This is a genomic window from Hephaestia caeni (genome assembly GCF_003550065.1).
GTDB lineage: Bacteria > Pseudomonadota > Alphaproteobacteria > Sphingomonadales > Sphingomonadaceae > Sphingomonas > Sphingomonas caeni_A.
This window is the reverse complement of the sequence record NZ_QXDC01000002.1, coordinates 145,735-158,739: the sequence shown is the minus strand read 5'-3', so window position 1 is coordinate 158,739 and position 13,005 is coordinate 145,735. Positions and strand designations below refer to the sequence as shown.

At 66.2% G+C, this 13,005-nt stretch carries 14 protein-coding genes; 7 read left to right on the top strand and 7 right to left on the bottom strand.

Translation table 11 applies throughout. From position 1 onward, the window contains the following. Positions 1–12 precede the first annotated feature (12 nt). Genes bla through DFR49_RS00655 form a run of 4 tightly spaced genes read right to left on the bottom strand, consistent with a single transcriptional unit; the run spans position 13 to position 3,420 of the window. Entirely contained in the window at positions 13–921 is a 909-nt protein-coding gene (gene bla / locus DFR49_RS00670; RefSeq protein WP_119034138.1) for a class A beta-lactamase, read from the bottom strand. Further along, positions 921–1,256, bottom strand: a complete 336-nt coding sequence (locus tag DFR49_RS00665) for a 2Fe-2S iron-sulfur cluster-binding protein (RefSeq protein WP_119034137.1) — start codon at positions 1,254–1,256, stop codon at positions 921–923. Before DFR49_RS00665 ends, bla begins: the two co-directional genes overlap by 1 nt. Next, a complete protein-coding gene (locus tag DFR49_RS00660; protein ID WP_119034136.1) occupies positions 1,253–2,347 on the bottom strand; it encodes a cysteine desulfurase family protein in 1,095 nt (364 codons plus the stop codon). The genes DFR49_RS00665 and DFR49_RS00660 overlap by 4 nt, the downstream gene beginning before the upstream one ends. Continuing rightward, positions 2,344–3,420 carry a cysteine desulfurase family protein gene (locus DFR49_RS00655; protein ID WP_245968179.1) on the bottom strand — a complete coding sequence of 359 codons (1,077 nt, stop codon included), beginning with the start codon at positions 3,418–3,420 and terminating at the stop codon, positions 2,344–2,346. Before DFR49_RS00655 ends, DFR49_RS00660 begins: the two co-directional genes overlap by 4 nt. Positions 3,421–3,510: 90 nt before the next feature. Here DFR49_RS00655 and DFR49_RS00650 point away from each other — a divergent pair, with 90 nt between their 5' ends. Both DFR49_RS00650 and DFR49_RS21555 read left to right on the top strand, forming a co-directional pair. Continuing rightward, the gene (locus DFR49_RS00650) at positions 3,511–4,167 is read left to right on the top strand and encodes an alpha/beta hydrolase (protein WP_119034134.1); all 657 of its coding nucleotides are present in this window, start codon (positions 3,511–3,513) and stop codon (positions 4,165–4,167) included. 151 nt (positions 4,168–4,318) lie between these two features. Next, entirely contained in the window at positions 4,319–4,987 is a 669-nt protein-coding gene (locus DFR49_RS21555) for a hypothetical protein (protein WP_147373603.1), read from the top strand. Positions 4,988–5,036: 49 nt separating this feature from the next. On the opposite strand, the gene DFR49_RS21795 is transcribed toward DFR49_RS21555, so the two are convergent. After that, positions 5,037–5,204, bottom strand: coding sequence for a hypothetical protein (locus DFR49_RS21795; RefSeq protein WP_170150883.1), 168 nt, complete (start codon positions 5,202–5,204; stop codon positions 5,037–5,039). Further along, a complete protein-coding gene (locus tag DFR49_RS00645) occupies positions 5,201–6,190 on the bottom strand; it encodes a threonine ammonia-lyase (protein WP_119034133.1) in 990 nt (329 codons plus the stop codon). The genes DFR49_RS21795 and DFR49_RS00645 overlap by 4 nt, the downstream gene beginning before the upstream one ends. 133 nt (positions 6,191–6,323) lie before the next feature. Between DFR49_RS00645 and DFR49_RS00640 the strand changes: the two genes are divergently transcribed. From DFR49_RS00640 to DFR49_RS00620, 5 genes are all read left to right on the top strand, one after another. Beyond that, positions 6,324–7,544, top strand: a complete 1,221-nt coding sequence (locus DFR49_RS00640) for a type III PLP-dependent enzyme (RefSeq protein WP_119034132.1) — start codon at positions 6,324–6,326, stop codon at positions 7,542–7,544. Positions 7,545–7,686: 142 nt separating this feature from the next. After that, positions 7,687–8,751, top strand: a complete 1,065-nt coding sequence (locus DFR49_RS00635) for a 1,9-bis(guanidino)-5-aza-nonane synthase (RefSeq protein WP_119034131.1) — start codon at positions 7,687–7,689, stop codon at positions 8,749–8,751. A gap of 74 nt (positions 8,752–8,825) precedes the next feature. Then, a complete protein-coding gene (locus tag DFR49_RS00630) occupies positions 8,826–9,389 on the top strand; it encodes an NMCC_0638 family (lipo)protein (protein ID WP_119034130.1) in 564 nt (187 codons plus the stop codon). A gap of 10 nt (positions 9,390–9,399) precedes the next feature. Next, positions 9,400–9,837, top strand: a complete 438-nt coding sequence (locus DFR49_RS00625; RefSeq protein ID WP_119034129.1) for an MAPEG family protein — start codon at positions 9,400–9,402, stop codon at positions 9,835–9,837. Between the two features lie 59 nt (positions 9,838–9,896). Further along, positions 9,897–10,892: an alpha/beta hydrolase gene (locus DFR49_RS00620; RefSeq protein ID WP_119035194.1), complete on the top strand. Its 996-nt coding sequence runs from the start codon at positions 9,897–9,899 to the stop codon at positions 10,890–10,892. A gap of 129 nt (positions 10,893–11,021) precedes the next feature. Here the strand turns inward: DFR49_RS00620 and DFR49_RS00615 are convergent, their stop codons facing one another. Next, positions 11,022–12,914, bottom strand: a complete 1,893-nt coding sequence (locus DFR49_RS00615) for an XrtA/PEP-CTERM system amidotransferase (protein ID WP_119034128.1) — start codon at positions 12,912–12,914, stop codon at positions 11,022–11,024. Positions 12,915–13,005 lie beyond the last annotated feature (91 nt).

Sequence of the window (13,005 nt, the reverse complement as noted above, 5' to 3'; positions counted from 1 at the left end):
CGGATCAAGCCGTCACGCGAACGCCGCCGCCACCGCGCGCGCGACATCGGCGTGGACCGCGTTCGCCCGATCGGCGGAGAGGTCTGGCGCGTAGAGATACGACGCGATCAGGATCGGCGCGCGACGCGGCGGCCAGGCGATCGCGATGTCGTTGACCGCACCCTCACCGCTGCGCCCGGTCTTGTCGCCGACGCGCCAGCCTGGCGGCAGGCCCGCGCGGAGCAGCGCGCCGCCGGTCTGACCCGCGACCAGCCAGGCGATGAGCTGCGCGCGTGACGATGGCGACAGCACCTCGCCCAGCGCCAGCGCGCCCAGCAGGCCGATCATCGCCGCTGGCGTCGTGGTGTCGTGAATCTCACCGGGGCCGACGAGGTTGAGCGCGGTCTCATAGCGATCGAGCCGCGACACCGAATCGCCGGCGGCGCGCATGAATCGCGTCAGCCCGGCGGGGCCGCCGATCCGCTTGAGCAACAGGTTGGCGGCGCTGTTGTCGGAAAGTTCGACGGCACCCGCGCACGCCTCGCCGACCGTGAGCGTGTGACCGGCGCGGTGCGCCTTCACCACCGGGGCGTAATCGAGCACGTCCGCGTCGGTGAATGTCAGCCGGTCGTCGAGCGCGATGTCGCCGGCATCGACGCGCGCGAGGATCGCGGCCGCAAGCGGCGCCTTGAAGGTCGAGCACAAGGCGTAGCGCGCGTCCTGATCGTGCCCGATACGGCGGCCGCTGCCGGTATCGAGCGCGGCAACGCCGAGCCGGCCGCCGCTGCGCGTGGCGATGGCCGCCAGATCGGGCGACGGTTCGAACGTCACCGGGAGCTGATCCGGTTCCCGCTTCTCGATATCGTTCGATAGCGGCGGTGGCGAACAAGCGGCGGCACCCGTCGCGATCAGCCCACCGACGAAAGTGCGCCGATCCAGCATCAGCGCCCCCGCATGTCGCGCGCGCCGGGCGGCATCTTCACCGTCAGGCTTTCCATCGCGCCGGTGAGCATGATCTGGCAGGCGAGCCGGCTGGTACGCGTCGCGCCGACCGCGAGATCGAGCATATCCTCCTCCTCCTCGCTGGGCGGGGGAAGCTTGTCGGCATCTTCGGCTGCGACGATGACGTGGCAGGTCGAACACGCCATCTGCCCTTCGCACGTTCCCTCGAGCGGCTGGCCATAGGCCTGCGCGAGATCGAGCAGGCAATCGCCGGGCGAACCGCGCGCTTCCTCGACGCGCGTGCCGTCGGCGCTGATGAAGCGGACCAGCGTCATGCCGCCACCCGCTGCGCGTCGGCGGCGGCGATGATGTCGGCAATCGCGGCGGCCAGTTCGTCCTCGGTCGTCATGCGGCCGAAGCCGAGGCGGATGCTCGATCGCGCCTCGGCATCGCTGAGGCCGATCGCGCGGAGAACGTGGCTGGGCCGCCCCGATCCGCTCGCACAGGCCGAGCCCGCAGAGAAGGCGATGTCACCCAGGTCGGAGAGGAGGCGGTTCACATCCAGCCCCTCGCGGCGCAGGTTGAGATTGCCGTGATAGCGCGGGGCGGCGGCGCCATTGAGGGTCCAGCCCTGCCGCTTCAAACCATCGGAAGCCAGGTTCCACAATCGTTCAACATGCGCGGCGTCTTCGTCGGCTCGCGTCTTCATCAACGTCGCCGCCGCGCCGAAACCCGTGCACAGCGCCGGCGAGAGTGTGCCCGAGCGGCCCGGCGCTTCCTGCCCGCCACCGTGAAGGAGCGGCTCTACGCCCACGCCATCGCGAATCCAGAGCGCGCCGATGCCTTTGGGGCCGTGGATCTTGTGGCCCGAGATCGCGACCAGATCGCAGGTGTCGGGGATCGGCACCCGGCCGTATCCCTGCACCGCGTCGCACAGCATCAGCGCGCCGGCGGCATGCGCCAGCGCCGCGAGATCGGCGATCGGCTGGATCACGCCAATCTCGTTGTTGACCAGCATCGCCGCCATGAGGCCGGTGCCGGGCACAATCGCGGCGCGCGCGGCGTCGAGATCGACAAGGCCGTCGTGCCCGACCGGCAGGATCGTGACCGCGCGGCCGCGCGCCTGCTCGGCCGCCACGGTATCGAGCACAGCGGCATGTTCGATTGCGAGCGTGACGATCGGGCCGCGCGTGCCCTTGATCGCCCAGTTGAGCGCTTCGGTGGCGCCGCTGGTGAACGCCACCTGCCCCCCCGGCGGCAGCAACGCGGCAACCTGACCGCGCGCATGTTCGACCGCCGCCTTCGCCGCGCGGCCCGCACGGTGGGGCGAATGGGGATTGGCGTGCTGGCGCTCCAGCCAGGGGAGCATCGCGGCCAGCGCCTCGGGCGCGAGCGGGGTCGTTGCCTGATAATCGAGATAGGTCATGCCAGAACGTCCCGCGTTTCGCGCGATACCTGCCGCCAGGCCACGATCGCGCGGGCGACGTCCTCCTCGCTGGTGGTGCGGCCGAAGCTGATGCGGATGACTTCGCGCAGCGCGGGGTCGCGCCAACCCATCGCGGCGAGGACATGGCTCGGCTTCATGCTGCCGCTCGAACACGCGCTGCCTGCCGAGACCGCAATCCCCGCCATATCGAGGCGGATGAGTTGCGCCGCCGCTGCGATGCCGCGCATCCGGTACGAGGCGATTGCCGGGTGGCGCGGGGCCTGATCGGCCACCACCTCGCCGCCCGAGCGCCGGATCGCATCGTCGAGCGTGACACGCAGCGCCGCCATGCGGGCGATGTCCTCGGGTTCCTCGACCGCGGCGGCGAAGCCAAGCGCGCCCGGCAGATTCTCTGTGCCCGCGCGATAGCCGCGTTCCTGCCCGCCGGTGGGCGAGAGCGTGCCGAGATCGCGCACCAGCAGCGCCCCCACACCGGGCGGGCCGCCGCGCTTATGCGCGGAGACGACGACGAAATCGGCATGATCGATCGGCGCTGGATCGGCGCCCGCGGGCATCTGCGCGGCATCGACGAGCAGCAACGCTCCGGCGGCATGGACGATTGAGGCAAGCTCGGCGATCGGCTGGCGCACGCCGGTCTCGCTATTGGCCCATTGGATCGCGACGATCGCGCGGTCACCCCCGGCCAGCGCCGACTCGAGCGCGTCGGCGCGAACGAGGCCGTCACCATCGACGCCGATCATCGCCGCACCACCGCCCGCGCGGATCGCCGAATCGTGCTCGACCGCCGAGACCAGCCGCCTCGCGACACTCGCGCGGCCAAGCGCGATCGCCAACGCCTCGCTGGCGCCGCTCGTCAGGATCAGATCATGGCGCCAGCCATAGCCCTTCGCGATCCGGCGGCGCGCCTCTTCGAGCGCGGCGCGCGCGGCACGGCCCTCGGCGTGCGGCGACGACGGATTCGCCCAGCGCGCGACGCCTTGCGCCACGGCAGCGACCGCCGCCGCGGTCATCGGGGTGGTGGCGGCATGATCCAGATAGAGACGATCGGCCAAGCGGACTTCCAGCAAGATTGCGAAACGAGGCTCGCCGCTTATATAGCGGCGACGATTTCCTGCGCCACCGCGCCCAAGCCACCGAGTATTATGCCCGAAGTCATCTTTCCCGGCCCCGAAGGCCGTCTCGAAGGCCGTTTCTCCCCTGCGCCGCGCCCGCGCGCGCCGGTGGCGATGATTCTCCATCCGCACCCCGCCTCGGGCGGCACGATGAACAACCGGATGGTGATCGAACTCTACAAGACCTTCCAGCGGCGCGGTTTCGCCACGCTGCGCTTCAATTTCCGCGGTGTCGGCAAGAGCCAGGGCACATTCGACAACGGCATCGGCGAATTGTCGGATGCCGCCAGCGCGCTTGATTGGGTGCAGAGCTTCCATCCCGAAGCACAAACGACATGGATCGCGGGCGTCAGCTTCGGCGCGTGGATCGGGATGCAGTTGCTGATGCGCCGGCCCGAGATTCGCGGCTTCATCTCGGTGGCGCCGCCCGCTAACATGTACGATTTCACCTTCCTCGCGCCGTGCCCCTCGTCGGGCATCATCATCCAGGGCGACGCCGACGAAGTCGTGACGCCGAGCGCGGTGCAGAAGCTGGTCGACAAATTGCGCACGCAAAAGCACATCACGATCCACCACGACGTGATCCCGCGCGCGAACCATTTCTTCGAGCATGAGATGACCGAGCTGATGGGATCAGTCGACAATTATCTCGACATGCGGCTGGACCCGAACTCACCGATCAAGTGAGGCTCGCTGGGACGGCTTAGCAGGCGTTGATCCGCGCCTCGGCGAATCCGGCCGGCAATCAATGGCGTAGCTGCCCAAGGCGGGCATCCATCATACCGCTCAATGGCTCGGATCCACTTGCGGCTATTCGCTGCTATGATAGCTTGCGCTTATGAAGCGCTGGCGCTGGCTCAAATATGTCCACTGGTTTGGATATCTCACCAGTGCCGTCGTTATTCTGCAACTGCTGTTTCTCGGTTACATCGGAGCGGCGGAGTGGATGAAGCGCGAAGCTCGGCGCGCAGAAACCTCAATGCAAAAAGGGCCAGTGACCGAACGATTGAGCAACCTTTACGGGGGCACAACACAAATCGCGTTGCTCAATCAACTTCCTCCGCTCACTGCTATTGCACCCGATGGATTACGATTCGTCGCGATACCGTCGTTTGGCGATACCTATTTCGCGGTGTCGCTCCGTCGCACCTCCGCTGGCGGCGAAGGAATGGTGGCAATGAGGCCTAGAAGCGATAGCGACCAATATAAATCATTTAAAATTAATCTTAGCTCGACGAGATATACAAAACTAACCTCAGAATTGGACGCTCTGGCTTCTTCCTGGAATGGCGAAAGTGGTTGGTGGACCGATGGAACAGCGGTCGCCTTCGAGCGCGTTAAAGACGGAGACGTCACTTCAGGTCATGGCAATTCTCCTCTTTTTTACGACAAGATCGGTATACTTATCTTCAACGCTATACGACCATCAACTCCTCAACTGGCACGATTCAACAGTGACTGGCATCCCAAGGGCACATTTAGCGCACCGTCGGACAATGGCAGCTAAGCACCAACTACCAACCATTCTCTTGACAGTCGAAACGATCTCTACGCCCTCACATCGTCCAGATCAGCACATTCCCCACCAACACCGCCGCCATCACGAGCATCAGCACGCCCTTGCGGCGGTCTTCGCCCTGTCGGATCAGCACGATCCCGCCGATAACGAGCGCGAAGGCGGCAAGCATCGCGATTGCGGGCGCGGCGTGTTCGAGCGCGTTCATGCCGGCTCTCGCGCCACGGCGATCTCGCCGCCGAGCACTGCGGCGTAAGAATCGAGATCGACATTGCCGCCCGAGAGGATGACGAGCGTGCGCTCGGCGGGTTTGATCCGGCGCGCGAGCAAGGCGGCGAGTGCGACCGCGCCGCCCGGTTCGACCACCAGCCGCAGCTTTTCCGCCGCCCAGCGCTGCGCGGCGCGGATCTCCGCCTCGCTGACCGCGACACCGTGTGCATCATGGTTTGCCAACACCTCAAAGGTCAGCGGCGAGACGCGCAGCGTTTGCAGCGCGTCGCAGGCGGTGGGGGGCGGATTGGGGCCGACGGGCTCGATCCAGCCCGCCTCGAGGCTGCGACGCATGTCGTCCCAGCCTTCGGGCTCGACGATCGTGATCGCCGCGTCGGGCAGCGCGAGCGCGATTCCAGCGGCAAGCCCGCCGCCACCGCACGGCACCACTGCGCGCGCCGGAGCGCCCAGCCCGCGTTCCGCCATCTGCTGCGCTGCCTCGACGCCCGCACTCCCCTGCCCCTCGATCACCCACGGATCGTCGAAACTGGGCACCAGCGCGGCGCCACGCGCCTCGGCGAGACGCGCGGCGATCAACTCACGGCTTTCGGTCGCGCGATCGTAGCTGACGATTTCGGCGCCGAGCGCGAGCGTCGACTCGCGTTTCGCGCGCGGCGCATCCGCGGGCATCACGATCGTCGCGGGCATGCCGAGCCGCTTCGCCGCCCAGGCAATGCCTTGCGCGTGATTGCCCGACGAGAATGCAACCACCCCCCGCGCCCGGACGTTTTCGTCGAGCGCGGTGAGTCGGTGCCACGCGCCGCGCAGCTTGAACGCGCCGATCGGTTGCAGGCACTCGGCCTTGAACGCGATTGGAACGCCATCCAGTTCGTGGACGAACAACGGTGAAAAAGGCAGGATTTGCGCGACTTTCGCTGCCGCATCGCGGACCCCGGCCCGGGTCGGTTGTCGTACGATCGTCACGGCGTGTCCTTCGTCATTCCACAATGCTTTACATCGCGGTTCGGTGACCCTATGTCGCGCTTCCGCTGCCCCAAGGGACTTCCAACCGCAAGGCAGCTCTTTGTGTCGAACTACGCCCTGGAGGTCCCTTGAATTGGTCAAGCATCATCGCGCGCTGGGGCTAGCAACAGCCCCCCTTGGTGTCACGTGTGGCATCGATATCGCCAATGGCCATCCGGCCCAGCCGGTAACGCTCGTTCGCCCGCACGCCGCGGCACGCGCCGCCCGATTCTTCGTCGAGAAGTTTCCGGGCCGCTCGATGTATGCGGTGAAGGCGAATCCGTCGCCAGACCTGTTGCAGATCCTGTGGGATAACGGGATCACGCATTACGACGTCGCCTCGATTGCCGAGGTGCGGCTCGTCGCGCGCACGCTGCCGGGCGCGATCTTGTGCTTCATGCACCCGGTCAAGGCCGAGGAAGCGATTCGCGACGCCTATGAGACGTACGGCGTGCGTACCTTCAGCCTCGATTCGATCGAGGAACTGGAAAAGATCATGCGCGCCACGAACGGCGCGACCGACCTGACGCTGTGCGTCCGACTGCGGGTGTCGTCCGATCTGTCTAAGCTCAGCCTCGCGTCCAAATTCGGCGCGGTGCCCGGCGAGACCAAGGAACTGCTGTTCGCAGCCCGCCAGGCGGCGGACGCGCTCGGCATCTGCTTCCATGTCGGCAGCCAGGCGATGGCGCCCGATGCCTATGCCAACGCGATGGAGCGCGTGCGCGAGGCGATCGTCGAGGCCGCGGTGACGGTCGACGTGATCGATGTCGGCGGCGGTTTTCCGAGCGTCTATCCCGGCATGGAGCCAACCTCGCTCGAACGCTATTTCGAGACCATCCATCGGTGCTTCGAAAGCCTGCCGATCAGCTATTCGGCTGAATTGTGGGCCGAGCCCGGCCGCGCGCTGTGCGCCGAATATTCGTCGCTGATCGTGCGCGTCGAACGGCGGCGCGGTGACGAATTGTATATCAACGACGGCGCGTACGGCGCGCTGTTCGATGCCGCGCATATCGGCTGGCGCTTCCCCGTGCGCCTGCTGCGTGAGCCGGCGAGCAACACGCGCGAGATGCCGTTCAGCTTCTACGGCCCGACGTGCGACGATCTCGACCATATGGCCGGCCCGTTCGAACTGCCCGCCGATATCCGCGCGGGCGATTATATCGAAATCGGGATGCTCGGCGCGTACGGCGCGGCGATGCGCACCGCGTTCAACGGCTTCGGCTCGGACGAAACGGTGATCGTCACCGACGAGCCGATGGCCTCGCTCTACGTCGAGCCCGAGACCGAGGTCGCATCGAACGTCGTCACGCTGTAACATTGGCGCCATCCACCTCCGTCATGCCAGCGCAGGCTGGCATCCATGTCTGTCTGTCATCGGCGATGTCGATCGCCTCTTTCGTGCCAGACATGGACCCCAGCCTTCGCTGGGGTGACGGGCGAATTGCTTGAGGAAGACCATGACCGTTTCGCACCCCGACGCCCCCGCCAACGACACGCGCAAGGCCGAATTGCTGTCGACGACCGTCGAGCATATCGACATCACCAGCTTCGACGCGCGGCCGATCGTCGATGCGATGGGCAAAATGAGCTTCACCAGCCGCGACCTCGCGCGCGCGACCGGCATCTACAACCAGATGCTCGCCGACAAGGATTGCTCGATCTTCCTCGTCATCGCGGGCAGCACCTCGGCGGGGGGGTGCATGGACCTCTATGCCGAACTGCTGCGCTCGAACATGATCGACGGCGTGGTCGCCACCGGCGCCTCGATCGTCGACATGGATTTTTTCGAAGGCCTTGGCCACAAACACTATCAAGCGCTTGAAATTCCCGACGATAACGTTCTACGATCGCTCTATATCGATCGCATCTACGATACCTATATCGACGAAGAGCAGCTTCAGGATTGCGACGGCACAATCGGCGCGATCGCCGACGCGCTCGAGCCCAAAGCCTATTCGTCGCGCGCGTTCATCCGCGAGATGGGCCGCTATCTCGCCGAACACGGCAAGAAGGAGAACAGCCTCGTCAAGCTGGCCTATGAGCATGACGTGCCGATCTTCTGTCCGGCCTTCGTCGATTCGTCGGCGGGCTTCGGGCTCGTCAAGCATCAGGTCGAGCGGATGAAGGCGGGCAAGCCCTATCTGACGATTGACGCGGTGGCGGATTTCCGCGAGTTGACCGACATCAAGATCAAGGCCGGCACCACCGGCCTGTTGATGATCGGCGGTGGCGTGCCCAAGAATTTTATCCAGGATACCGTGGTTTGCGCCGAAATCCTCGGCCATGACGATATCGAGATGCACAAATATGCGGTGCAGATCACCGTCGCCGACGTGCGCGACGGGGCGTGCTCCTCCTCGACACTCAAGGAAGCGGCGAGTTGGGGCAAGGTCGATACCGCGCTCGAACAGATGGTCTATGCCGAGGCAGGCAGCGTCATGCCGCTGCTCGCGTCGGACGCTTACCATCGCGGCCACTGGAAGACCCGCGCAAAGCGCCGCTGGGGCGCGATCTTCGACTGATCGGTGTCGCTGGACGCTGGACATGACCCCGGCGTCCGGTGATATTCCCCCTCCATACGGAGGGGGATGCCGTCATGATATCGCTGCTGCTGATGCTGGCCGGCGCGGCCCAGGCAAATGCCGACCAGCGCCTATCACGGATGACCGCGCTTTACGATCAGGTCTGCCTCCAGACATTCCCCGACGATCAGGCCGTCGTCGCGCTGATGGAAGCGCAGGACGCCACGCCGCTCACGTCCGAACAGGTGAAAATCACCCTCCGCGACGATCCGGGCCGGGGCTGGATGATCGAGGACGGCGACGTCACGGCGCTACTGTTCATCGAGGACCCGCCTTATCATGCCTGCTCGCTGCGCTGGCCGATGCCCGCGGAGATCGGCGATCTGAAAGACTATCATGACATCGCCGATCGCTACGAGGGCAAAGTCGGCGATTTCACCGCCATAGAACCCTATAACGACGACCGGGACGACATCCATATCCACGCCGTTGGCGAGCAGCGCACTTTGCCCGATGGAAGCTTCGAATCCCTGTTCGTTTTCGACCAGCATGTGACCAACCCCGAACGCCGCGCTGCCGGCGAGACGGGAACGATGCTTCGCTTCGTTCATCAATACGCCGCGCCAGGTGCGCGATAGGAGGGGCACGATGCTTGATCCGACTCTGAACATCCTGCGCCCGGTGATCGCCTTGATCGCCTGGACGCTGGTGATGCTCGTCTGGCTGATGGCGACCCGGCTGCCGGCGATGAAGGCGGCGGGGGTCGATCTGGGCAAGCTGATCGGCGGCAAGGGCACCGATGCCGACGGCGCGCTGCCGCCGCGTGTCCAGTGGAAGGCGCATAACCACAACCATCTGCTCGAACAGCCGACCTTGTTCTATGCCGTCGCGCTGGTGCTGGCGATGATCGGCCAGGGCGGCGGGATCAACGCCGATATCGCCTGGGCCTATGTGATCCTGCGCATCCTCCACAGCCTGGTGCAAGCGTTGTGGAACCGCGTGTCGGTGCGGTTCACGCTGTTCGTGCTATCGAGCCTCGCGCTGGTCGCGCTGACGCTTCATGCGGGGATCGCGTTGTTCGCCTGATCGGTTTCGCTTTGGCATCGCGGCGGCTAAAGTCGCGCCAAATCAAAGGGGAGACGCAGATGCCGATCGATCGCCGCAGCCTGATCGGGGCCGGGCTCGGGCTCAGCCTCGCGAGCGTCGCCGGTGCGCAGGAATGGGGCACGCCGACGCCCGCCGAAGGCGAACCCGATCGCCCCGCCTGGCCCCCCGAGCATTTCAAGCTCTGGCCGGGCAAGGCGCCGGGCACACCCGCGACGCTGCCGACCCCGCACGACACGATGAACGGCCCGGCGGGCGATCGCCAACTCTGGCTCTACGGCATTCCCGAACCGATCGTCGCGGTGTATCGCCCGCCCAACCCGAACGACCGTGCGTTGCTCTCAATTCCGGGCGGCGGCTACGGCTTCGTCTCGGTGCAGAACGAAGGGATCGAGGTCGCCAAGACCTATGTTCCCGAGGGGATCACCGTGTTCGTCCTCGCCTATCGTCTGCCCGGCGAAGGCTGGGGCACGCGCTGGGACGTGCCGTTGCAGGACGCGCAGCGCGCGATGCGGCTGATCCGCGCGAACGCCGCCAAATACGGCATCGATCCCGCCAAGCTCGGCATCGTCGGCTTCTCGGCCGGCGGGCACCTAGCGGGGTCGCTCGCGACCTGCTTCGCCGACAAGGTCTATGATGCCGTCGACGCTGCCGACCGGCAATCGGCGCGCCCGGCGTTCGCGGGGCTGGTCTATCCGGTGATCGACCCGGCCTTCGGCACGAGCGGCGCGACGTTCAAGAACCTGCTCGGCCCCAACCCCGACCCCGCGATCGCGGCGCGCTACACGATCGACAAGCGCGTGACGGCCCAAACGCCGGCCTTGTTCTTCGTGCAGGCGATGGACGACGGGCTGGTCGATCCCCGCAACACGCTATCGATGCTCGCCGCCTGCCGCGCGGCCAAGGTGCCGGTGGAGGCACATCTGTTCGAGAAAGGCGGCCACGGCTTCGGCCCGATGCGGATGGGGTCACAGGCGCTGACCACCCGGCGCTGGACCGAGAATTTCTCGGACTGGATGACGATGCAGGCCGAATAGAGGCGAATGACCCTTTGCGGGCGCCCCAAGAGCGGACATAAAATTTATCGTCACCCCCGGAGTGACGGAAGGTCGGAAACGCGTTCGGTTTCCAACACACGCCGAAGCCGTCGCCGATGATTTCGATACCTACCCAAACACCCGCGCCAGCGAGCGTTCGAGCATCATCAACTGCCACAGCGTGCGGCCGTGCTCAGCCTTGCCCGCGCGGTGATCCTCGGCGAGATGCTGGATCGCGCGCATATCGAACCAGCCGGTGGCGGATAGCGTCTTCGAGACCGCCAGCCCCTGCGCCTCATCGGTCAGTGCCCCGCGGAACCACGCGCTGATCGGGGTCACGAACCCCATCTTGGGGCGGTAGAGCACATTTTGCGGCAGATAGCGTTCCATCGCTTTCTTCATCAGCCACTTGCCCTGCCCGCGCCGCAGCCGCATCGAGACCGGCAGCGTGGCGGCAAATTCGAGCAGGCGGTGATCGAGTAGCGGCTCGCGCGCCTCTAGGCTGACGGCCATACTGGTGCGATCACTCTTGGTCAGAATATCGCCGGGCAGCCAGTGCTTGATATCGGCATATTGCGCGCGATCGAGCGCGTCGCGCGCGGGGGCGCCGCGCATCGTCGCGACATAGCGTTCCTCCGCGCGGTGCCCGCCGAGCGCGCGCGTCGCCGCGTCGGTGAACAGCAAAGCGCGCAGCGTGGGCGTGGTGACACCCACCGAGCGCGCATAAGCTTCGTCGCCATCGTCGGCGAGCGCGAGCAGCGTCGATTTGAAGCGCAGCGGCCGCGGCGCCCAATCGAACTTGGGATAGGCATGGCCGAGCCGCCCGAACACATTGGCCCGCAGCCCAGCAGGAAGCAGCCCGCGCACGCGCTCCTCGGCGTGCTGGAATTTGTAGCGGCGATACCCCGCCAGCGCCTCGTCAGCGCCGTCACCCGAGAGCGCCACCGTCACATTCTCACGCGCGAGTTCGCAGACGCGATAGGTGGCGAGCGCCGAGGCATCGGCAAAGGGTTCGTCGAACGCGGTGACGAGGCGGTCGACGGCGGAGAAATCGTCGGGCGCAACGATCCGCTCGCGGTGATCGGTGGCGAAGCGGCGCGCGACCTCTGTGGCGAAGCGGCGCTCGTCATGCCCCGCCTCGTCGAAGCCGATCGTGCAGGTCTTGACCGCGCGGGTCGACGCCTCGGCCATCAGCGCGACCACCGCCGAGCTGTCGACCCCACCCGACAGGAACGCACCGAGCGGCACGTCCGCCACCATCCGCGAGCGCACCGCGGCGCGCATCCGCTCAACCAGTTCCTCTTCGAGCGCGCTTGCCGACCCACGCGCGCGGTTCGAAAAATCCAGATCCCAATATTGCACCGGCTTGGGAACCGGTTTGCCGCGCTCGACCAGCAGGCAATACCCCGCGGCGAGCTTCTTCACGCCGGCGACGATGCAGGCGTCGTCGGGGACGTAGCCGAGCGCCATGAAATCCTCGATCGCGCGGATATCGGGCTTGCGGCGCAGCAGCGGGTGCGCGAGCAGCCCCTTCAATTCGGACGCGAAGGCGAGCGCGCCGTCCGCCAGCTCGACATAATGGAGCGGCTTCACCCCCAGTCGATCGCGCGCGAGGAACAGGCATTGCCGCTCGGCATCGTGGAGCGCGAAGGCGAACATGCCGTTCAGCCGCGCGAGCATCCCCGGCCCCCAGAGCCGCCAGCCGTGGAGCAGCACCTCGGTATCGCTCTCGGTGACGAAATGCGCGCCCCTGGCCTCCAGCTCGAGGCGCACCTCGCGGAAATTGTATATTTCGCCGTTGTAGGTGACGGTGATCCGCTCGTCGAAGCTCTGCATCGGCTGCGCGCCGCCGCCAAGATCGATGATCGACAGCCGCCGGTGCCCGAGCCCCACCCCCGGCGCGGTCCATACGCCGCTGCCGTCAGGGCCGCGATGCGCCTGCACCTCGATCATCTTCGCGATGCGCTGCGGATCGACCGGCTTGGGGGTCGCGGGGTAGAACAACCCCGCAATGCCGCACATCAGCGGCCCCTAAGTCCGTTCGTGCTGAGCTTGTCGAAGCACCGTTCTTCTTTCCGTCTTGGCAGAGAAGAACGGCCCTTCGACAAGCTCA